At 34.6% G+C, this 22,484-nt stretch carries 17 protein-coding genes; 5 read left to right on the forward strand and 12 right to left on the reverse strand.

The window, feature by feature from the left end; genetic code table 11:
* The 8 genes from A9G37_RS13440 to pcnB form a co-directional block, all read right to left on the reverse strand.
* Window positions 1-118 (reverse strand): helix-turn-helix domain-containing protein (locus A9G37_RS13440; RefSeq protein ID WP_141671018.1); only part of this gene is annotated, 118 nt, incomplete at its 3' end.
* Window positions 99-287 (reverse strand): hypothetical protein, encoded by a 189-nt coding sequence (locus A9G37_RS02715; protein WP_065574542.1) that lies wholly within the window; start codon window positions 285-287, stop codon window positions 99-101. The genes A9G37_RS13440 and A9G37_RS02715, both read right to left, overlap by 20 nt.
* Window positions 288-881: 594 nt before the next feature.
* Complete coding sequence (gene sppA, locus A9G37_RS02720; protein ID WP_051634267.1) at window positions 882-2,714, reverse strand: signal peptide peptidase SppA; 1,833 nt, start codon at window positions 2,712-2,714, stop codon at window positions 882-884.
* A 29-nt stretch (window positions 2,715-2,743) separates the two neighbouring features.
* Window positions 2,744-3,562 (reverse strand): bis(5'-nucleosyl)-tetraphosphatase (symmetrical) ApaH, encoded by an 819-nt coding sequence (gene apaH / locus A9G37_RS02725; protein WP_065574543.1) that lies wholly within the window; start codon window positions 3,560-3,562, stop codon window positions 2,744-2,746.
* Between the two features lie 4 nt (window positions 3,563-3,566).
* On the reverse strand, window positions 3,567-4,364 hold the full coding sequence (gene rsmA / locus A9G37_RS02730; RefSeq protein ID WP_065574544.1) for a 16S rRNA (adenine(1518)-N(6)/adenine(1519)-N(6))-dimethyltransferase RsmA: 798 nt from the start codon (window positions 4,362-4,364) through the stop codon (window positions 3,567-3,569).
* Window positions 4,357-5,670, reverse strand: coding sequence for a peptidylprolyl isomerase SurA (gene surA / locus A9G37_RS02735; protein WP_065574545.1), 1,314 nt, complete (start codon window positions 5,668-5,670; stop codon window positions 4,357-4,359). Before surA ends, rsmA begins: the two co-directional genes overlap by 8 nt.
* 79 nt (window positions 5,671-5,749) lie before the next feature.
* Window positions 5,750-8,116: an LPS assembly protein LptD gene (gene lptD / locus A9G37_RS02740; protein ID WP_065574546.1), complete on the reverse strand. Its 2,367-nt coding sequence runs from the start codon at window positions 8,114-8,116 to the stop codon at window positions 5,750-5,752.
* Window positions 8,117-8,192: 76 nt separating this feature from the next.
* A complete protein-coding gene (gene pcnB / locus A9G37_RS02745) occupies window positions 8,193-9,557 on the reverse strand; it encodes a polynucleotide adenylyltransferase PcnB (protein ID WP_051634266.1) in 1,365 nt (454 codons plus the stop codon).
* 403 nt (window positions 9,558-9,960) lie between these two features.
* Between pcnB and oxyR the strand changes: the two genes are divergently transcribed.
* Together oxyR and fabR are read left to right on the forward strand one after the other, a co-directional pair.
* Window positions 9,961-10,887: a DNA-binding transcriptional regulator OxyR gene (gene oxyR, locus A9G37_RS02750; protein WP_065574547.1), complete on the forward strand. Its 927-nt coding sequence runs from the start codon at window positions 9,961-9,963 to the stop codon at window positions 10,885-10,887.
* A 41-nt stretch (window positions 10,888-10,928) separates the two neighbouring features.
* Window positions 10,929-11,573 (forward strand): HTH-type transcriptional repressor FabR, encoded by a 645-nt coding sequence (gene fabR, locus A9G37_RS02755; protein WP_065574548.1) that lies wholly within the window; start codon window positions 10,929-10,931, stop codon window positions 11,571-11,573.
* A gap of 467 nt (window positions 11,574-12,040) precedes the next feature.
* Here fabR and pntB read toward each other — a convergent pair whose 3' ends face one another.
* A complete protein-coding gene (gene pntB, locus A9G37_RS02760) occupies window positions 12,041-13,432 on the reverse strand; it encodes a Re/Si-specific NAD(P)(+) transhydrogenase subunit beta (RefSeq protein WP_065574549.1) in 1,392 nt (463 codons plus the stop codon).
* A gap of 15 nt (window positions 13,433-13,447) precedes the next feature.
* Window positions 13,448-14,980, reverse strand: coding sequence for a Re/Si-specific NAD(P)(+) transhydrogenase subunit alpha (pntA, locus tag A9G37_RS02765; protein WP_065574550.1), 1,533 nt, complete (start codon window positions 14,978-14,980; stop codon window positions 13,448-13,450).
* Window positions 14,981-15,297: 317 nt separating this feature from the next.
* Between pntA and mukF the strand changes: the two genes are divergently transcribed.
* The 3 genes from mukF to mukB are packed head-to-tail and all read left to right on the forward strand — an operon-like array spanning window position 15,298 to window position 21,813.
* Window positions 15,298-16,620 carry a chromosome partition protein MukF gene (mukF, locus tag A9G37_RS02770; RefSeq protein WP_034913776.1) on the forward strand — a complete coding sequence of 441 codons (1,323 nt, stop codon included), beginning with the start codon at window positions 15,298-15,300 and terminating at the stop codon, window positions 16,618-16,620.
* A 43-nt stretch (window positions 16,621-16,663) separates the two neighbouring features.
* Window positions 16,664-17,392, forward strand: a complete 729-nt coding sequence (mukE, locus tag A9G37_RS02775; RefSeq protein ID WP_080702356.1) for a chromosome partition protein MukE — start codon at window positions 16,664-16,666, stop codon at window positions 17,390-17,392.
* Window positions 17,393-17,394: 2 nt separating this feature from the next.
* Complete coding sequence (mukB, locus tag A9G37_RS02780; protein ID WP_065574551.1) at window positions 17,395-21,813, forward strand: chromosome partition protein MukB; 4,419 nt, start codon at window positions 17,395-17,397, stop codon at window positions 21,811-21,813.
* Window positions 21,814-21,981: 168 nt separating this feature from the next.
* Here the strand turns inward: mukB and A9G37_RS12745 are convergent, their stop codons facing one another.
* Window positions 21,982-22,155, reverse strand: coding sequence for a hypothetical protein (locus A9G37_RS12745; protein ID WP_176701845.1), 174 nt, complete (start codon window positions 22,153-22,155; stop codon window positions 21,982-21,984).
* A gap of 115 nt (window positions 22,156-22,270) precedes the next feature.
* A partial coding sequence (locus tag A9G37_RS12750) for an IS30 family transposase (RefSeq protein ID WP_176701846.1) occupies window positions 22,271-22,484 on the reverse strand: 214 nt, incomplete at its 5' end.

Below are 22,484 nucleotides of genomic sequence, written 5' to 3' on the forward strand. Positions count from 1 at the left end.
TTCGCCTTTTCCTAGCTAGGGTTACCGCATCATGTGCTTGATAGGCTTGATTAGGTTTTGAGTTTCTTTTTATCTCTCGACTTATTGTCGAAGGATGTCTATTGAGTAGCTGGGCTATCTCTTTTTATATTCTTTCCGGCTTGTAATAATACGAAAATTTGGTATCTTTCCTTCCTAGAAAGGTGATTATAATACATAGCAATCTCCAAACTGTGGTGGTGCGAAGGTGCTAGTATAAATCGCCTTTCTACTTTCTTCACTCCACCGTGTTTAAAATTGCACTTCATGTTTGAATCCAGGAGTTAAACTTCTACCTGCTAGTGAAATACACGAAAGATAAATAAGATATATATTTAATTGTAGGAATTATTTGCGCTTTTTGTGGCTAATTGACAAGAGTCTCATTGGATATAAAACACTAAAACAGGCAACAAATTTTAACTTAAGTTGTGAACTAACTATAAGGTATTTACATAACTATTCATTTTTTAGGTTATATTTTTGTAAAAAATATTCAAGATTTTATATCTGTTTTATGATTAATTGAAAATTCGCAGTATCTCATTTGTTAAAATTTGTAATAATCATCGTATCAATCAAAAATATACTAAACTAACTTATCTTCAAATGAATTGGAAGGCAAAAGACGTATTTATCCTTTAATCAACATACCAGATAATAAGCAAATATTTAGTAATTTGAAAGAGAGAAAACCAAATTTTAAGCAACTTTTCAATAATATGACTTATAAGTATAAGTAGTTTAGAGGATTATTTTAACCGTGTAGTATAAACAACTCACGTTTTCCCACAAATTATAAATTAGAGTGAGAAAAAAATTATTATCTGCCACAATAGTAGCAGATAATAAGCAAAAGTATATTAACGAACATCAGCACAATTTAAGCAATAAATATAGCGATTTTGCGGATCATTAAACTTATTCCATAAAGAAACATGCTGTTTAAGTTGTTTTGCTTCAGGAAGTTGTTCAAAAAATATTTCTGCCGTTGATTTAGGCAACATGGCTATCATATTTGAATAAAATGCATTAAACCAATTTCCCTTTGGCTTTTGCCAGTCGATCTCATAATCAGTTAAATTAGCTAATGTTGCTGCTGTTTCAATGGCATCATCAAAGTCACCTAATTTATCAACAAGTCCAATTTTACTTGCTTCTGAACCAAGCCAAACTTGTCCTTGTCCAATTTTATCGACTTGTTCAGTTGTCATATTTCGTGCTTTTGATACTAACGAAATAAATGTTTGATAGCCACTATCAATATTTAATTGAATTAATTGATTCATTTCGGTTGGTAGATCTTGCGCAAAGTTATTACTTGCTAGTGGAGATGTAGTTACACCATCGCTATAAACACCAATATGAGATAAAGATTTTTCGAATGTTGGAATAATACCAAAAATACCGATAGAACCAGTAATTGTATTTGGGCTTGCAACTATGTAATCTGATGCGGTTGATATCCAGTATCCACCCGATGCAGCCATTCCTCCCATAGAGATAACTACAGGAATCTGGTAATCACGTAACGCTTCTAATTCACTACGAATTGCTTCTGACGCATCCACACTCCCTCCTGGGCTATTTACTCGTAATACTATTGCTTGTGTGTTATGTTTATTTAAGTTTTTACGGATTTTTCTCAATTGTTCAACAATGTCTTGGCTACCAGCGATATTACTACTATTTTCACCATCGGTAATAGTACCATTTACAAATACAACCGCAATTAATGGTTTGTTGCTTCCATTATCACTATCTAAATTTGTATCTTTTGACTTAAGTTGATAGTCATAAATGCTGATTTGATGTTGCTGATTAAGCTCAGATTCAAATTGATAGCTAGATGCAATTTCATCGACCAATCCATTAGACATAGCATATTGAGCCATATTACCATTAGCCACTTTTAAATTGGTCAACATAGTCTCTGGAGTCGGAACCAATTGGGTATCGGCCTTTTTCCGTTGTGTTGAAATGTCTTGAAGATAATTGTTCCACATAAGTGTTAACCAACGTGTCGTATTGCTTTTTGCTTCTTCTGACATATCATCACGAATAAATGGTTCGATGGCTGATTTGTAGGTTCCTACTCTAAAAACATGTGTGTTAATTTTTAAATTATCAAGCAAAGTTTTATAGTATAGATTGTTGGTCGCTAGACCATATACATTAACTGAGCCAAGTGGTGTTAAATATATTTTATCAGCATAGCTGGCTAAATAATATTGGCTTTGATTGAAGTTAGAACCATAAGCATAAATTGGTTTATTCGCCTTACTAAATTTGGTTAAATATTTACCAATATACTGTAGCGAACTCACATCAGCACCAACAAAATGATCTAATTTAAGAACCATGCTTGTAATCTTTGGATCTGCTGTGGCTTGAGCTATTTTTTGAGTTAATTCAAATAAACTATTTTCACGAGAGGTATTTACTTTTTTACCGTAGATTTTGCTTTGTAAAGCATAAATTTCATCACCGTATAATGTGTTGTCAACAACTACTCCTTCAATATCCAATACCAATGTTCCATATTGTGGAATAATTTCTTGTTTTTGTGTTTCTTTGACTAATGCGATGACGCTAAAGGTTAAAATAATAATAATTAGAAATATTAGATTAAGAAATATTTCTCTTATTAAGTTAATTACTTTCCATATTGATTTAATGACAGATAAAGCAGACATAATAAATGATCCTTTCATAGATAGTTTATCTAATTTTTTACTTCAATATTTTTCTTTTTAAAGTATTTTTTATCTTCAAATCGTAAGCACGTTAATTTCCCCCCCCAACAACACCCTGTATCAAGTGCATAAATATTATCTGGTGTACCTTTCCCATTTAATGCTGCCCAATGACCAAAAGCAATTCCATACTCGTTTGGAATTTTGCTTGGTAATGAAAACCAAGGTTTAAGTTTTGAAGGTGCTTTCTCAGGTGATTTTTTATAATAAAAATCTAGCCGACCATCTTCATAACAAAAACGCATACGAGTTAATGCATTAGCAATATAACGCAACCTATCTAAACCTTGTAGTTCAGGAAACCATTCATCAGGAAAGTTACCATACATTTTATCAAGGAATAGGATATAGGAATCACTAGATAACATAATATTTAGCTCATAAGCACATTTTTTTAGTGTTTCGATATCCCATTGTGGTGAAATGCCAGCATGGGTCATAATTAACTTCAATGAATCATCAATTTGAACCAATGGCTGTCTACGTAGCCACTCCATTAATTCACAAAAATCTGGTGCACGAATAATCTCATCAAGATTATCCTTCTTTTTAGAAAGAGTAACATTGGCATAAATTGATAATAAATGTAGATCATGATTACCTAACACCAATCGAATTTGGTTAGCATTATGTTTAACAAATCTTAGAACTTCTAATGATTTTTGGCCTCTAGCAACTAGATCTCCTGTTAGCCATAAAATATCCGATGACGAGAATTTTGCTTTTTCAAGTAAACGCATAAACTCATCATAACAACCATGAATATCACCAATAAGTAAGTTTGCCATCCTGTTAACTCCATGAGTTTGCAAGTTGACAGTATTGTTGTACTGTTAAGTTTTCGGCACGTAAATTAGGATCAATATTTAAGTCATTTAATTGTTCAACCGTAAACAGATTACTTAAGCTGTTACGGATAGTTTTTCGTCGTTGGTTAAATGCCTCTGTAGTTACGCGAGAAAGTATTCTTATATCATTAACAAGATAAGGTTTTTCTTTATAAGGTACTAATTTAACTACAGCAGAGTCAACTTTTGGGGCTGGTTTAAATGATGTTGGTGGTACTTCAAGAACAGGAATGATCTGACAATAATATTGAGCCATAACGCTCAATCTACCGTAATGTTTACTGTTAGGCGATGCAACTAATCGAGTTACCACTTCTTTTTGTAGCATAAAATGCATGTCAGTGATGATATTTGTATGTTCAAATAAATGAAACATTAACGGTGTCGAGATATTATAAGGTAAGTTACCAAATACTCTTAATGGTTTACCTAATTGATCGGCTAACTGATTAAAGTCAAAGGTTAGGGCATCTTGTTCAATAACCGTTAATTTATTATTTGAAAATGGATTTTCAATTAATCTATTAGCTAGATCTCTATCTATCTCTATAACTGTCAAATGATCAATATGTTTACTGATAGGTATGGTTAATGCCGCAAGCCCGGGACCGATTTCGACTAGTGCTTGATCTTTTTTAGGTTGTATAGCTGAAACAATACTTTCGATAATGTAATCATCATGTAAAAAATTTTGCCCAAATCTTTTACGGGCAAAATGCCCTTGGTGAACACGGTTATTCATGTTTATCTTCACCTGTGATTTTAATATAAGCGTCACCTTTTATTTCTTGAATCCATACTTGGGCTTCTTCAGAAAATTTACGATTAAAAATAAGTCGAAAAGCTTGATCTTTATTCATTGCATTTGTTCCATCAGCTTGTCTTTTATCAATTAATTGAATTAAATGCCAGCCATAAGCCGATTTTATTGGTTGGCTAATTTCTCCTTTCTTTAACTGAATCAGAGCCGTTCTAAAACCATTATCATAAATTTCAGGACGGTTCCAACCTAAGTTTCCTCCTTTACTTGCCGAGCCTGTATCTTCAGAGTTAGCTTTAGCTGCTGCTTCAAAAGTTGTGGCTCCACTAGTAATTGATTTACGGATATCACTTAGCTTTTGTTTTGCAATTTGGTCGGTGACTAATACATTTGTTTTAATCAGTATATGGCGTGCATTTACCTCTTCAATTGTGAAGGTTCTTGGTGCTTCTGAACGAGTATCATCAACTTTTAGAATATGTAGACCAACCCCAGAACGGATAGGTCCAATAATACTACCTTTTGTAGCTCGTACTAATCGCTCTTCAAAGATAGTAGGTAATTCATTAAGTTTATGCCAACCCATACTACCACCTTTCAATGCAAAATCATCGTTTGAATATGAAGTGGCTAATTTAGCAAAACTTTCCCCTTTTTGAGCCCGATTAATGATATCTCGTGCTTTATTTGTTGCATTATCAATTTGTTGTTTTGATGCTTTTTCTGGAACAGAAATCAAAATATGGCTTATTTTTACATCAATATTATTGGTTGGTTGACGAGCAATATTTTTTGCTAAATTTTCTATTTCTTTTTCTGAAATTTTGACTCTTGATCTAACTTCATGCATTCGAGTCTTATCTATTAGCATATCATTGTGAATTCTTTCACGATAGGCACCATAACTTATTCTCATCATCGAAAGTCTACTTCTAAGTTGGTCGACACTCATACCATTTTCTGCTGCAATTCTATTAATAGCTTCAGTTACCTCGTCATCACTAACTGTAATTTTAGCTTTAGCTGCTTTTTGTAAAATTAGATTTTCGATAATTAAACGTTCAATAATTTGTTGTCTAAGTATTTTATCATTAGGTAGATTTTTAGGATCTGAGCTAGCTTTAATCGTTTTTAACATATCATTAACATCACTTTCTAAAATGACATTGTTATTAACAACCGCAGCAACTTGTTCTACAACTTTCGGAGCAGCATTGGCAGATAACGGAGTTATAATTCCTAAAGTTATGCTTAGATTTAATGCTATAAATAGTTTTAATAATTTCATATTCACTTAACTCATTTTGTTTTTCAGCATAGACAGCTTGTAATAAATTTATTGGTAATCTTACAGTTAAAAAAATATTTTATTCAAATGCTGTATTATATGGTAGTTTACCGAAATTAAGCATTTTAGCTTTGGTATCTCGGTTGCTACCCAATCCTTTTAATTCGAAGTTAATCGATAGTTTATTTTCATACTTACTTTTGCGAGAAGTATTATCCCAGTCCGTCAATTTTCTACCATATTGTACTGTTGTTCCCCAACAACAATCACTATAATTCAATCCGATAGAACCATCTGTAGTTTGTTCTAATTTAACGTCATAATAATATGAACCAACAGCATTGAATGTTTGCGATAATGGCCAAGCGGTCATCATTCCAGCCTGTGAAATATCTTGTCTATAGCCTCTATAAAATGGATTCTTATCGACAGTATCAATATAGTTACGGTTTGCATAGCGGTATGATAATTGGATTAACTTATCGCCAGTTGGCCGGTATTCAAATATTACATTGGCTAATGAAATTGTATCAATTCGAGTATCATACTGAACGCCACTTCTAAAGATTATATCATTACTTATACGCCAAAAGTTATCCGATGCCCAGGTAATACTGCCTGTATCGGAGTTTTCATCTAAATCATTATTATGTTCACTCGTTTTTGATTTGGTGAAATAAGTAATTTGCCCAATAGATAAGTTAAATTTTTCAACCTTATTATTATCATAAAATCGTGTTGTTACACCAGTTGATATTTTATTGGTTGAAGCAATCCTATCTAAACCACTATATGGTTGATCTCTAAATAGACCAATATAATCCGACTGTAATATAGTGGAATCATAGTCGCTAATATTAGATTGATTTCGATAGGGAATATAGATATATTTTACTCGAGGCTCTAAGGTTTGCGTATAGCCATTAATAAAAGGAACATCACGCTCAAAGATAACTTTACCATCAATGCTAAACTTAGGCAAAAAACGATTAACCTTTTTATCTAAATATTTATATTGTTCAATATTTTTATTGATATTATCTTGATTATAATGAGTTGCCATAATCCCAGTTTCAGTGGTTAATGATGACCAAGAATTGGATAAAGTATAATTAAGCGTTGGTTCAAAATGTGCTCGCCATGCTTTAGGTTTACTTTTTCCAGACGTCAAGAAGTGAGATACTTGAGAGAATACTCTAAATTTAAATGGCCCCAAATAATTATTATAATAGCTCATATCCAATTGTGGTTGAGTTTGATAAAGTGAATTTTTTAATTCTGAATGGAATGGTTGAAAGTGTCGATAGCCTAACATAATATCCCAATTTTCATCATTATAAGCAATTTTATAATACTGCGTTAAATATCCTGCAGTTTGGGAGGCGTATTTAGAACTTAAGTTTGTAAGATACTGATTGTCACTGACTCGAGTTGTATCTGCATAAAAGCGCCAATTATAGTTAATTAATTCATCATTTTTCCAATGAAATAACCAACGGTGACGATTGTCGTCATAATTGTTACCATTAAAACGATTGTCTCTATCTTCATTATATTTAGTATCGTGTTGAAGCCAGTCAAATGCAATTGTACCTAAACCTATTTCGTTTAAATAACGAAATTCTGTTTGCAATTGTAGACCACGTTTTTCTAATACTCTTGGGGTAAAGGTTGCATCATAATTTGGTGCAATATTCCAATAAACAGGTATTGAAAAATCAATGCCATCGATACTGTCATAGCCGAAATTCGGCATTAATAATCCTGAACGGCGTTTATTACCGGTTGGTAATTGTAAATAAGGCGAGTATAGAACAGGCACTTTACCAATACTAAATACAGCGTTCCAGACCTCTAGAAATTGCTCCTCGTTATCATGAATAACAGTCGTTCCTTTAATATCCCATGTGCTGTCATTAATAGGACAAGATGTAAAACTACCTTTTTTTAAAATAACATAACGATTTTTTTCAAGTTGCATTTTATCTGCATTACCACGACCAAGCCTATTGACAAGATGATACTCACTTGGGATCATATCTGCATCATTGTTATTTAGATTCATTGATGCTTTATCGCCTTTCATTTTTATTAAATTATCTTGATAAGTAATATCACCTTCTAATGTTACTATTCTATTATTACTATCTTGAGTATCAATTGTTACTTTGTCTGCTTGAACCGTTCGGTTGCCTTGTTCTATTAATACTTCACCTTTATATATAGCAATATTAGGGTAGATTGCTTCAAGTTGATTAGCTTCAGCATTTACGGGTAAAGTATCTATATCTCCATTAACTAAAAGGCGATCAAACTTAGGAACGTCTATAAGGCATTGAGGATTATTGCTTACAACGGTTTTAGGTAAATCTAAAGCATAACTAGAGCTATTATACAAAAAAAGAGTAACGGCTATAGCAATAAGAGAAGGCGTTAAATTTTTCATCAATGATTCTAAAGCTATTTTTGATTATTTTAATTGCAGCATTATAGCGGTTATTTATAAAAGTGCGAATTAAAAATTAACGTTTCCCTATGCGTTTATTTATTTTATTAAGCTGTTTTACCATTGCTATTCTTTTTTCGGCTGTAGTATTTTGAAACTCATCCCACCACCTAGCTAACTGCAAGAGCTCTCCTTTTTCGATTGAGGCTCGCATTTCTAAAAGGTCATAAGCAGCTCTAAACTTAGGATGTTCTAAAATGGCAAACGCTCGTTTACCATTCCGTTTCTTCATTCGTAGCTGTAAACGCCAAATATCACCCATGATGCTCGTTAAGCGTCTAGGTATAGCAATACTTTTACATTGTTCACTTAGTACTTCGTTAATTGCCATCGAAAACGAATCATGAAATGGCAAACCACTTTCGATACACGTTGCTTGTGTTTGTTCAATTATTGGATACCAGAAAAAAACTGCAAACAAAAATGCTGGATTAATTCGCTTATTGTTGGCAATGCGATAATCAGTATTTTTTAAAACTTGTTCGATGATTTTCTCTAAATAACTGTTTGGATTGTTAGCAAATAGATGCTCAATAACAGGAAATAGTTGTTCAAAAAGGCCATACTCTCTTAGTAACTTATAAGTTTTGTAACCATTCCCAGTTTGTAATAATTTAAGGGACTCATCAAAAAGTCGTGCTGAAGGTACGTTTCTTAATAATGATGCAAGCTGTTTAATTGGCTTAGCAGTAGCTAGTTCAATTTTCATATTCAGTTTTGCAGCAAAACGGACTGTCCTTAGCATCCTAACAGGATCTTCTCGATAACGTGTTTGCGGATCGCCAATTAATCGAATAATGCCTTTTTGTAAATCTTCTAATCCTCCGCAATAATCACGTAAAGTAAAATCATTTACATTATAGTAAAGTGCATTCATAGTAAAATCCCGACGGATAGCATCTTGCTCAATGGTTCCGTAGACATTATCACGTAATAGCATACCTGACTGCGAACGTTTGGATATATTGGTTTGTCCTTTTTGAGAGTCGTGGTCACCACGGAATGTTGCAACTTCAATAATTTCTTTCCCAAACATAATATGAGCAAGACGAAATCGCCTTCCTACTAAACGACAGTTACGGAAAATTTTCTGAATTTGTTCTGGTGTAGCATTAGTTGTGATATCAAAATCCTTTGGCGTTTTACCTAAGATAAGATCTCTGATACATCCCCCAACTAGATAGGCTTCGTATCCTTGTTTATTTAATCGATAAAGGACTTTTAATGCGTTTTCACTAATCTCTTTGCGAGATATATTATGTTCATTACGGGAAATGGACACATAGCTAGCTTTTTGTTTGTCTTCATTGTGAAAAAACTTTCGATAAAAGCGTGAAACTTGTTTAAAAATAGTGCACCTCAAAAAGTTTTTTTGCTTCATAATAATATAGCGCGCAATTATATAGTAATTGCTAATAAGTTTCCATTTTTCTTGGAATTGGTATTTTTTCGTTCAATAAAATTGTATTTTTCTCGATAACTTAAATATTCTATTTGATTTTTTAAACATAATTATCAACAATAGTGTCTTGTATAGTAATACTAACAACATCTAATAAAAAATAAACTTTGTTTTACTCGGATTAGTGTATTTAATTAGCTAATTAAGATGAAATAAAACTGTACTCAGAACTTCTTTTTACTTATTTGTATCACAAAATATAATTAATAACGCTTTATAATTTAATAAATTATAAAGCGTTATTAATGTTATTTGTTATAATGATTACATAATAGAAGTTATTTGAGTATATACCATTAACTGATAACTTATTGGGGACATTATGAACATTCGTGATTTGGAATATTTTGTTTCGTTAGCTGAATTTCGCCATTTCCGTAAAGCTGCTGATGCTTGCAATGTGAGTCAACCAACTCTCAGTGGTCAAATTAGAAAATTAGAAGATGAATTAGGTGTAATGTTATTAGAGCGCACAAGTCGCAAAGTACTATTTACTCAAACTGGTATGATGCTAGTTGAACAAGCCAAAGAAATTTTGCGTAATATTCAAATTTTAAAGGAGATGGCTAGTCGTCAAGGTGAAGAAATGTCTGGACCAATGCATATAGGATTGATTCCTACTATAGCACCTTATCTTTTACCTCATGTCATTACAGTTTTACATGAATTTTTTCCTCAATTGGAACTTTACTTACACGAAGCGCAAACCTCCAATATCGTTGCTCAACTCGAAAGTGGCAAGCTTGATTGCGCAATCATTGCACAAGTAAAAGAAACAGCACAATTTATTGAATTACCTTTATTTGATGAACCCATGTTTTTAACTGTTCCTGCTACTGATGAATTAGCTAGCAAAAATACAGTTAAACTTTCAAGCTTAAAAGGTAAAAAATTCTTAATGTTAGAAGATGGTCACTGTTTACGAGATCATGCAATGGGATATTGTTTTCAAGTTGGAGTTGATGAAGATAAACAATTTAAAGCTACTAGTCTTGAAACGCTTCGGAGTATGATTTCTGCTGGTCGCGGTATTACTTTATTTCCAGAACTTGCCATACCTAACGAGCGAATTCGTGATAATATTTGCTATATTCCTTGTACTGATCCTGTACCTGTACGCAGTATTGCTCTTATTTATCGTCCAGGTTCACCATTACGTTCCCGTTATGAAACAATAGCTAAAACAATCCGGGATCATATGCCTAAAGTATTTGCTGAGAAAGAACAATTATTAATCAAATCAATTTAGAGGTAGGTAGTAAATCGAAAATATTATAACTGAGCTATCAAATGAAAAATATTAAGACAGGTGGTGTTCGTGCTCAACAAAAAGAAAGAACTCGCCGTACTTTAATTGAAACAGCATTTAATCAACTTAATGCTGAGCAAGGTTTTACAAGTTTAAGTTTACGAGAAGTAGCGCGTGAAGCAGGGATCGCTGCTACTTCATTTTATCGTCATTTTCGTGATATGGATGAGTTGGGTTTAGCCATGGTTGATGAAAGCGGTTTAACCCTTCGCCAATTATTGCGACAAGCACGTAAGCGTATTGAAAAAGGTGGTAGTGTATTACGGACATCGGTGACCACATTTATTGAATTTATTGATAAGAATCCGAAGGTCTTTTTATTACTTCTCCGTGAAAAAGCAGGGACATCAGCCGCTTTTCGATCTGCTATTGCCCGTGAAATCCAACACTTTATTGTCGAGCTTGTGGATTATCTTGATAATGCTAACAAATTGCCTCACCATTATAACGAAGCTCAGGCAGAAGCGATGGTCACTATTGCATTTAATGCTGGTGCTGAAGCGATTGATTTTGATTTGGTACAGCGTGAAAAATTAATTGAAGATCTTATTTTTCAACTACGAATGGTATCTCGGGGAGCTTATTACCTATACCATAAAGAACAAATTAAAAAAGATAGTCATTAATCGTTATAACTCAAAATCTAATCTCGAAATTCTAATTTGATCGTAATATTAAATTTTTATGCTGTTTAGTAATTAGTAATTTTCAATAAAAATATCTACTAGTTACTGATCTTTATTCTTTCTTATGTTGTTTATATTATAACATTAAAAAAAGAAAAACATTGTTGAATAGGAATTAATTTAATCATGAGGTGTAAACAACTCAGTGTTTTTCTAAACCTGATGCAATGCATTTTAGTTTCATACAAATTTGTAAATCAGGAGATACCTTAGAGCTAGAAGCTAAAAAAGAAGAAATCATTTGTAAGATGGTGAAAATCGTACAAAGACAGAGATACATTGTGAAATAATGGATAGAATAATCGATTTTTTAACTCTTAATTTTTTAACTAAAGCAAATTTAAATTAAGTGCCTATTTTAGAAATATACTGCGGCTTCTGCCGCAGTATATTTAGTGAATTAATCATTAAAGATTTTGTAGTACTTTTTCAACACTATCTTTAGCATCACCAAATAGCATATAACTATTTTCTTTAAAAAATAGTGGGTTTTGCACACCTGCATAACCAGTATTCATTGAGCGTTTAGAAATGATAACAGTTTTTGCTTTCCAAACTTCAAGAACTGGCATACCTGCTATTGGACTATTAGGATCTTCTTCTGCCGCTGGGTTGACTGTATCGTTAGCTCCAATAACCCAAACAACATCTGTATCAGGGAAGTCATCGTTGATTTCATCCATTTCTAATACAATATCATAAGGGACTTTTGCTTCGGCTAATAATACATTCATATGCCCAGGTAAACGTCCTGCTACTGGGTGAATACCAAAACGAACTTCTATACCCATACCACGTAGTCTTTCAGTAATATTACTTACTGCACCTTGAGCTTGAGCAACTGCCATACCATATCCAGGAACAATAATAACTGAGCGAGCTTCTTTTAAAGTTTGTGCAACTTCGGCTGGTTGCATTTCACGGTATTCACCTTGTTCTTCATCTGATGAACTGGCTGTACTACCATCGCTACCGAAACCGCCAGCAATAACACTTATAAATGAGCGGTTCATCGCTTTACACATAATATATGAAAGAATTGCGCCTGATGAACCAACTAACGCACCAGTTACAATTAGTAGATCGTTGCCTAACATAAAGCCTGCTGCTGCTGCTGCCCAACCTGAATAAGAATTTAACATTGAAATAACAACAGGCATGTCAGCACCACCAATTGAAGCAACAAGATGGAAACCAAACACGAATGCAATAATTGCCATGATCAACAAACTAATTGTTGCACCAGCGCCACTTTTTACTTCAACAAAAGTAAACATTAAAATGATAGAAACAACAATTGCTGCTAGATTCCAATAATGTTTATTTGGAATTGATAATGGTTTTGAGCTAATGCGTCCATTTAATTTACCAAATGCGACAACAGAGCCAGAGAAGGTTACTGCGCCAATAAAGACACCAACAAAAATCTCTACTAAATGTACAGTTAACTCTCCACCTTGAAAATTTTGAATGTGTGGATCTAAATAACTGTTTAAACCAACTAGAACAGCAGCCATTCCAACAAAGCTATGAAGTAGTGCAACAAGTTCTGGCATTTGAGTCATTTCAACTTTTTTAGCCAAATATAAACCAATTACAGCACCAATAATCATTGCAATAACTATCCAGTGTAATCCGCCTTTAATACTTGCAACTGCTGCAATAAGTGCGATTACCATACCAATCATACCGTAAATATTACCAGATTTGGCAGATTCTTGGTTGGAAAGACCTCGTAAGCTAAAGATAAAAAGTAATGCAGCAATAACATAGGCTGCTTGAATGATTCCATTACTCATAATGTATGCTCTCCTTTACTTGCCACGTTGGAACATTTTCAGCATTCTTTGAGTAACAAAGAATCCACCAAAAATATTGATACTAGCAATCAAAATAGCAACAAAAGCAATTGCCGTAGTTAAGCCATTATCATCACTGACTTGCAGAATTGCTCCGACCAATATAATTCCAGAAATTGCATTAGTTACCGACATTAGTGGTGTATGCAAAGAATGTGTAACATTCCATACAACGTAGTAACCAACAACGCAAGATAATGCAAATACAGTAAAATGCCCTAAAAAGCTTTCAGGAACGGAGTTTGCAAGCCAGAAGAAAGCAATGAGAACTAAAGCTAAAATACCATATTTTTTGCGAGGATCCATTGGCTTTGGTTCTGGTTTAACAATTGGCTCTGCTGCTTTTTTCTGAGGTTGAGCAGATACTTGAATCGGCGGTGCTGGCCAAGGGATTTCTTTATCTTTAACCACAGTTACACCACGAATTACAACATCTTCAAAATTGATATCAATATTACCGTCTTTTTCTTTAGCAAGTAGTTTTAATAGGTTAACAATGTTTGTACCATAAAGCTGTGATGCTTGTGCTGGCATACGATTAGCTAAATCAGTATAACCAACAATTTTAACATTGTTATCTGTTTCGAAAATTTCACCTGGTTTAGTTAATTCACAGTTACCACCAGTTAACGCAGCCAAATCAACAATAACACTACCAGGTTTCATTGACTCAACCATTTCTTTCGAAATGAGTTTTGGAGCTGGTTTACCTGGAATTAGTGCTGTTGTTATGATGATATCAACATCTTTAGCTTGCTCTGCAAACAGTGCCATTTCAGCTTCAATAAAGGCCGCTGACATCTGTTTAGCATAGCCGTCGCCAGAGCCTGCTTCTTCTTCAAAATCTAACTCTAAAAAGTCAGCTCCCATGCTGTTAATTTGTTCGGCAACTTCAGGGCGGGTGTCAAAAGCACGAACAATTGCCCCCAAACTCACCGCTGCGCCAATGGCGGCAAGGCCAGCAACACCTGCTCCAATAACTAATATTTTAGCAGGAGGCACTTTACCAGCAGCAGTAACTTGACCTGTAAAGAATCGACCAAATTGATTTGCTGCTTCAATAACTGAACGATAACCAGCAATATTAGACATTGAGCTTAATGCATCTAGAGATTGCGCACGTGAAATACGTGGTACACAATCCATAGCCATTACAGTAATATTTTTGGCGGCTAATTTTTCTAATAATTCTGTATGTTGAGCTGGATAAATATAGCTAATAAGGGTTGAACCCTCTTTCATTAAAGAAATTTCATCATCGCTTGGCGCATGAAACTTCAAAATTAAATCATTTTGCCAAATATCTTGAGTGTTTTGAATTGTGGCTCCAGCATCAATAAAAGCTTGGTCTTCATAATGAGCTGCATGTCCAGCGCCTTGTTCTACGGAAACTGTAAAGCCCAGTTTTAACAGTTGTCCAACAGTTAAAGGAGTCGCTGCAACTCTAGCTTCATTGGCTAACCGTTCTTTAGGTATACCGATATGCATTTCGTTACGTCCTTATGTTAGTTTATTGTATATAAGTTGATTTTAGCATAAATAGGGTTATGTGCGAGTAGGGAATCTATTTTTTATTCAAGAAATAAGATTTTTAAATTATTTGAGTAATATTTATTAATTAATATTATTATAAGGCTATACCGAAATAGCTATAATTTAAATAAAACAGTTTTAATGCTTTCATTGAATTCCATTACAAATTTACTCTATATTGTTATATAATTGGCGTTATTTTTGTTTCTACCTTGAGATATAAAACTTTGAGGTATGATTCGATTTTTCTCTCCTTAAATTAAGGATTTTTTATGATTGATTTTTCCCAATCAGTGCCAGAACTGGTCTCTTGGGCAAAAAAGAATGATTTTTCGATCGCTTTGCCTGTGGAAAGATTAGCTTTTTTATTGGCTATTGCCGTATTAAATAGCGAACGTTTTGACGGTGAAATGACGGAATCTGAATTAATTGATGCTTTTAGGCATGTTTCGCAAATTTTCGAGCAGAGTGAAGACACTATTACTGTGCGAGCTAATAATGCTATCAATGATTTGGTACGCCAACGTTTGATCACACGTTTTACTAGTGAAATGACAGACGGTTTTTCGATTTATCGTTTAACTCCGTTAGGTATAGGTATTTCTGATTATTATATTCGCCAACGTGAATTCTCAACGCTGCGTTTATCCATTCAGTTATCTATTGTTGCGCAAGAGTTAAAACGAGCTGCAGATGCAGCCGTCGAAGGTGGTGATGATTTACATTGGCATCGAAATGTCTTTGCGCCATTAAAATATTCAGTCGCTGAAATTTTTGACAGTATCGATATCACACAACGAGTGATGGATGAACAACAAGCTGATGTTAAACAAAATATTTCTGCCCTATTAAGTCAAGATTGGCAAGCAGCAATTAGCAGTTGTGAAGGGTTACTGACTGAAACATCACAAACATTGCGAGAGTTACAAGATACTTTAGCTGCTGCAGGTGATAAATTACAAGCCAGTTTACTTTTAATACAAGATGCGACGCTTGATAATCCAGAACTCGATAAAATCAACAATGTAGTTATGGATCTGCAAGGTAAACTAGATCGAATTATTGGTTGGGGGCAAAAAGCGATTGACCTTTGGATCGGTTATGATCGCCATGTTCATAAATTTATTCGTACTGCTATTGATTTAGATAAAAATCGTGTGTTTTCGCAACGCTTACGAAAATCGATTCAAGGATACTTTAATTTGCCTTGGTCACTCACTTTTGCTAATGCCGATCGCTTACTAGATATGCGTGATGAAGAATTGGCACTACATGATGCTGAAGTAACAGGAGAATTACCTTCGGAACTTGAATTTGAAATGATTGAAGAGATTCAAGAACATATTATTGCTCATATTGAACAAAATTTAATGGTATTTAAGCAAGAAAATAAACCACTTGATATGGGCACTACCATTCATAACTATTTGGCCCAGTTCCCACGCGAACAACATTTTGATATAGCGAGATTATTTATTGATCAGGCTATTCGTCTCGGTATTGCTGAAGATGATTGGCTTGGAATTCCTGCCGAATGGAAACCTATTAACGATTATGGAGCTAAGGTACAAGCACATGTCATCAACAGATACTAACGATTTCGAAACACAACAAACCGCACATCATCTTGATGAAGTTATGGGGCGCATAGTCGCTAGTTCTCAAGCTTCTATCGATAAATATATGCCCGTTAAGTTGGCCCAAGCAATTGCTAATCCGATATTTCCAGAACTGGATAGTTTACTACGCTCTGGCCGTCATATTGGTATTGATGAACTTGATCATCATGCTTTTCTAATGGATTTCCAACTTGAGCTTGAACAATTTTATCAACGTTATAATGTTGAGCTAATCCGTGCGCCTGAAGGATTTTTCTATCTTCGTCCTCGCTCAACAACATTGATTCCTCGTTCAGTATTATCGGAGCTTGATATGCTTGTTGGCAAAGTACTTTGTTATTTGTATTTAAGTCCCGAGAGATTAGCGCATGAGGGGATTTTTACCTTACAAGAATTGTTTGATGAACTGGTTTCATTAGCAGATGAAAGTAAGTTACTCAGATTAGTAAACCAACGTTCAACAGGTTCAGATTTAGATCGCCAAAAACTATTTGATAAAGTAAAAACAGCGCTAAATCGCCTGCGTCGACTAGGTATGATTTTTTTTATTGTTGGTAATGACAGTAGCCGTTTTCGCATTAACGAATCAATTTTCCGTTTTGGTGCAGATGTACGAAGTAGTGATGACGCACAAGAAGCGCAATTACGCCTAATTCGAGATGGCGAAGCAATTAAAATCGAATCAGCACTTATTTTAGATGATAATAATGAAGAACAAGATGAAGATGTTAATGAGGAGACTGAATAATCATGATTGGACACGGTAAATTTCACTCATTAACGCTAATTAACTGGAATGGTTTTTTTGCACGAACTTTTGAGCTTGACCAATTAGTTACGACATTATCTGGTGGTAATGGTGCTGGTAAATCAACTACCATGGCGGCATTTGTAACTGCATTAATACCTGACTTAACTTTATTACACTTTAGAAATACAACCGAAGCTGGAGCCACATCAGGCTCACGAGATAAAGGCTTGCATGGTAAATTAAAACCAGGCGTCTGTTATTCTATGCTGGACGTAATTAACTCACGGAACCAAAGGATTATTTGTGGTGTACGTTTGCAACAAGTAGCAGGGCGGGACAAAAAAGTCGATATCAAGCCTTTTTTATTGCAAGGATTATCTATCAGTGTAAGCCCAACAGAGTTGGTTACGGAGCGTTTAAATGATAAACAATCGCGAATCTTATCGTTACCAGAGTTAAAAGATAAAGCCGAATCAATGAAAGGCATTATCTTTAAACAATTTAACTCAATTACTGATTATCATTCGGTTATGTTTGATTTTGGTATTTTACCAAAACGCTTACGCTCTCCATCCGATAGAAGCAAATACTACCGTTTGATTGAGGCCTCACTTTATGGTGGTATCTCAAGTGCTATTACTCGTTCCTTACGTGATTATTTATTACCAGAAAATAGTGGTGTGCGAAAAGCTTTTCAAGATATGGAAGCCGCATTACGCGAGAATCGGATGACGTTAGAAGCCATTCGAGTAACACAATCGGATCGTGACTTATTTAAGCACTTAATTACTGAGTCAACTAATTATGTGGCAGCTGATTATATGCGCCATAATAATGAACGCCGAGTTCATATAGAATCAGTACTTGGCCTGCGTCGTGATATGTTTAAAACGCAAGATCTGCTTATAAGCAATCAATACCACCAAGTTGAAATGGCAAAAGAACTTAAAGAATACCAAGATGCGCAAAATGATTTGGAAACCGATTTACAGGCTGCTAATGATCACCTCAATTTAGCGCAAACTGCGTTACGTCAACAGGAAAAAATTGACCGTTATCAAGCAGATTTAGATGATTTAAACTTAAAGTTAGAAGAACAAAACGAAGTGGTACTTGAAGCGAATGAACAGCACCAAACCTATCGTGAGCAAGTAGAACAAACAGAACAAGAAGTTGACGAAATCAAGACTCAATTAGCTGATTACCAACAGGCTCTTGATGTTCAACAAACACGTGCAATTCAATACCAACAGGCCTTACAGGCGTTAAAAAATGCTCAGTCATTATGCCTGTTACCAAAATTAGGTATTAGTAATATTGAAAATCACTATGAATTGTTTGAAGAAAAGCAAAAAGAGATCACGGAACAAGTTCTTGAACTCGAGCAAAAATTAAGTGTATCTGATGCGGCAATTAATCAGTTTGACCGTGCTTATCAATTAGTGATTAAATTAGTTGGCGATGTTACCCGAAGTGACGCTTTTGCGGCAGCTAAAGAAGCATTAAGACAATGGCCATCACAATGTTACCAAGCAGAACAAGCCGAGCATTTACAGCTACAACTAGATGAGCTTGAACAACGATTTTTTGAACAAAAAGAAGCAGAATCGTTATTAACACAATTTTGTAAACGTATTGAACGCCAAGTTAATTACGATGAACTAGATGACTTAAAACAAGAACTTGAATTGCAATTAGACGAAACAGCCGAACGAGCTAATGAATCTAGCGAAAAACGTATCGAATTTAGGCAAGAGCTTGAACAAATTCAATCAAAAATAGCTGATTATCGTCAAAAAGCTCCACTATGGTTGAAAGCACAAGATGCATTAATCGCTTTACAAGAACAAACTAGCGAACAGTTTAATAACAGTCAAGATGTCACTCAACATATGCAAAAACTGCTAGAAAAAGAGCGAATACTTGTTACTGAGCGAGACCAAATTAGTTTTAGACGCAACCAATTAGATGTTCAAATTGAGCAACTAAATCAACCTAGTGGTGTCGATGATGGCCGTTTGTCTTCGTTAGCAGAACGATTTAATGGTGTATTACTTTCTGAAATTTATGAAGATGTAACAATTGATGATGCACCTTACTTTTCTGCATTATATGGTCCATCAAGACAAGCTATTGTTGTACCAGATTTATCATTAGTTAAACAGCAATTAGAAAACCTTACCGCAAGTGATGAAGATTACCCTGAAGATATCTATTTTATCGAAGGTGATCCGTCATCATTTGATGATAGTGTTTTTGATTGTGAGGAAATGAATAAAGCGGTACTTGTCAAAACGGGCGATCGTCAATGGCGATTCTCAAGCTTTCCTAAAGTACCACTATTTGGTCGTGCTGCTCGTGAGATTCACCTTGAAAAATTATCTGCCGAACGTGATGAATTACATGAGCGCTATGCAACTATCTCATTTGATTTACAAAAATTACAACGAATTGAACAAAACGTTGGGCAATTTATTGGTCAACATTTAGGGGTTGCTTTTGATATCGATCCTGAAGCTGAGGCGCAAAAATTAACGACAAGACGCACTGAAATTGAACGACAGTTATCGTCTCAGGAAAGTATTGATAAACAAAATCAGCAACAAGTTACTAATTGCAAAGAACAATTAGCAACCATAAATCGCTTGGTTGCGCAAATGCATTTATTGGCTGATGATGATCTTGTCGATAGGGTTGACGATTTACGTGAACAAGTTGCACAAGCACAAGAATCTGCGCAATATGTTAGCCGTAATCGCAATACCATTTCAGAACTTGAACCAGTTTTAGCTGTTTTACAAAGTGATCCTGAGCTAAATGAAGCTTTACGAGAACAATACAATACGGTTAAAGCACAACAACAAACTATCCGCCAACAAGTTTTTGCCTTAACTGAAGTAATGCAACGTCGTGCCCACTTTAGCTATGAAGACTCGGCAGGTATGTTAAATGAAAATAGTGATTTAAATGAAAAATTACGTTCTCGCTTAGAAATCGTCGAAACTCAAAGAACTGAAGCTCGCAGTCAGATGCAACAGTATCAAGACAAATATAATCAATATAACCAAACACTAGCTTCGCTTAAAAGTGCATTTGAAACTAAGCGCGATATGTTGCATGAGCTACAAAAAGAAATTGAACAAATTGGGGTAAAAGCCGATGCGATTACTGAAGAACGTGCTCGATTACGTCGTGATGAAATCCATCAAAAATTAAATAACAATCGTCAACATTGTACATCGCTTGAAAAGCAACTCATTATGTGCGAAAGCGAAATGACACAATTGCAAAAACGGCTAACTCAAACACTGCGAGATTATAAGCAACTACGCAAACAGGTAGTGCAAGCCAAAGCGGGGTGGTGTTTAGTCTTAAGGCTTGTTAAAGAAAATAGTGTTGAAAGGCGTTTACATCGACGTGAACTTGCTTATTTAAGTGCGGATGAATTACGCTCAATGTCAGATAAAGCATTAGGTTCCTTACGTTTAGCTGTTAATGATAATGAACATTTACGGGATGTATTAAGACTATCAGAAGATCCAAAACGCCCAGAACGTAAAATCCAATTCTATATCGCTGTTTACGCACATTTGCGTGAACGAATTCGCCAAGATATTGTTAAAACTGACGATCCAATTGAAGCCATTGAACAGATGGAAATTGAATTGTCACGCTTAACAGAAGAACTCACTTCGCGTGAACAGCAACTGGCAATTAGCTCGAAGAGTGTATCGAATATTATTCGTAAGACCATACAGCGCGAACAAAATCGTATTCGTATGCTTAACCAAGGATTACAAGCAGTGGCATTTGGTCAAGTTAATGGCGTGCGTTTAAATGTCAATGTTCGCGAAGCTCATTCAACTCTTTTAGCTGCACTTGCCGATGAGCAAAATGAACATCAAGATCTATTTAGTAATAATCGTATTACCTTCTCGGAAGCGTTAGCTAAACTCTATCAACGTTTAAATCCACATATTGATATGGGACAACGAACTGCCCAAAATATTGGTGAAGAACTGCTAGATTATCGAAATTATCTTGAAATGGACGTTGAGGTGAATCGAGGTGCAGATGGTTGGTTACGTGCTGAAAGCGGTGCATTATCAACGGGTGAAGCAATTGGTACAGGTATGTCAATTTTACTTATGGTGATTCAAAGTTGGGAAGAAGAATCCAAGCGACTTCGGAATAAAGATATTTTGCCATGTCGTCTACTATTCTTAGATGAAGCAGCTCGACTAGATGCCAAATCAATTGCAACACTATTTGAACTTTGTGAACGATTAGAAATGCAATTAATCATTGCTGCTCCAGAAAACATCAGTCCTGAAAAAGGAACAACCTATAAACTAGTACGTAAAGTTATTAATAACCAAGAACATGTGCATGTAGTTGGTTTGAAAGGCTTTGCTTAATTTCTGCTTTGCCGACATTGTCGGCAAAACTTTACAATTTTTGTAAAAAAGTTTCAGGTAACTATACGTTTCAGTATAAATATCTTAAAAATAGATAAGAAATCAAAAAATTGACTATCATTGTTCCATTGAAAAGTTGGATGCACTCGCTGCTCATAAAAAGGGATATTACGTATTGTTGACTAAACTCAAAATATTACTTATTACCGTTTTTGCTTGATGGCTGTTTTTCCAACAAGTTGAACCTGTTAATAATGCACCCTTGTTAAGGATTTCAATAATTTTGGCACCCACGAATTTAAGCTCCATTAACTGCTGCCGTTCTGTTTCTGTAAAGGCCATATTATTCTTCTTACATTTTATTGAATATAATTTTAAATTATCATATAAAATAAATATCTTTTTTAACTATTTTTAATAAAATTTCTGTTTTTATTTATTTTTGTTTTTGAAATACCTAGATTACACCATGAAGTGCAATTCTTCTTAACTCCTTAGAATAAAAATCGGCAGGGCTTTTAAACTTATGCCGTTTTCTTGGGCGTGTGTTCAATAGATATTGTATTTTCTTTATCTGTTTGTCGTCAACTAATGAAATGGCCGCTGACTTAGGTATAAACTGACGTATTAAGCCATTGGTGTTTTCATTTGTGCCTCTTTGCCAGCTTTTA

It is taken from the genome of Gilliamella sp. GillExp13 (assembly GCF_001690815.1).
GTDB classification, from domain to species: domain Bacteria; phylum Pseudomonadota; class Gammaproteobacteria; order Enterobacterales; family Orbaceae; genus Gilliamella; species Gilliamella bombi.

What these genes read in the sequence shown, in the direction of transcription:
- A9G37_RS02715 (WP_065574542.1), bottom strand. Translation starts at nt 287, where the DNA reads ATGAAGTGCAATTTTAAACACGGTGGAGTGAAGAAAGTAGAAAGGCGA.
- sppA (WP_051634267.1), bottom strand. Translation starts at nt 2,714, where the DNA reads ATGTCTGCTTTATCTGTCATTAAATCAATATGGAAAGTAATTAACTTA.
- apaH (WP_065574543.1), bottom strand. Translation starts at nt 3,562, where the DNA reads ATGGCAAACTTACTTATTGGTGATATTCATGGTTGTTATGATGAGTTT.
- rsmA (WP_065574544.1), bottom strand. Translation starts at nt 4,364, where the DNA reads ATGAATAACCGTGTTCACCAAGGGCATTTTGCCCGTAAAAGATTTGGG.
- surA (WP_065574545.1), bottom strand. Translation starts at nt 5,670, where the DNA reads ATGAAATTATTAAAACTATTTATAGCATTAAATCTAAGCATAACTTTA.
- lptD (WP_065574546.1), bottom strand. Translation starts at nt 8,116, where the DNA reads ATGAAAAATTTAACGCCTTCTCTTATTGCTATAGCCGTTACTCTTTTT.
- pcnB (WP_051634266.1), bottom strand. Translation starts at nt 9,557, where the DNA reads ATGAAGCAAAAAAACTTTTTGAGGTGCACTATTTTTAAACAAGTTTCA.
- oxyR (WP_065574547.1), top strand. Translation starts at nt 9,961, where the DNA reads ATGAACATTCGTGATTTGGAATATTTTGTTTCGTTAGCTGAATTTCGC.
- fabR (WP_065574548.1), top strand. Translation starts at nt 10,929, where the DNA reads ATGAAAAATATTAAGACAGGTGGTGTTCGTGCTCAACAAAAAGAAAGA.
- pntB (WP_065574549.1), bottom strand. Translation starts at nt 13,432, where the DNA reads ATGAGTAATGGAATCATTCAAGCAGCCTATGTTATTGCTGCATTACTT.
- pntA (WP_065574550.1), bottom strand. Translation starts at nt 14,980, where the DNA reads ATGCATATCGGTATACCTAAAGAACGGTTAGCCAATGAAGCTAGAGTT.
- mukF (WP_034913776.1), top strand. Translation starts at nt 15,298, where the DNA reads ATGATTGATTTTTCCCAATCAGTGCCAGAACTGGTCTCTTGGGCAAAA.
- mukE (WP_080702356.1), top strand. Translation starts at nt 16,664, where the DNA reads ATGGGGCGCATAGTCGCTAGTTCTCAAGCTTCTATCGATAAATATATG.
- mukB (WP_065574551.1), top strand. Translation starts at nt 17,395, where the DNA reads ATGATTGGACACGGTAAATTTCACTCATTAACGCTAATTAACTGGAAT.
- A9G37_RS12745 (WP_176701845.1), bottom strand. Translation starts at nt 22,155, where the DNA reads ATGGCCTTTACAGAAACAGAACGGCAGCAGTTAATGGAGCTTAAATTC.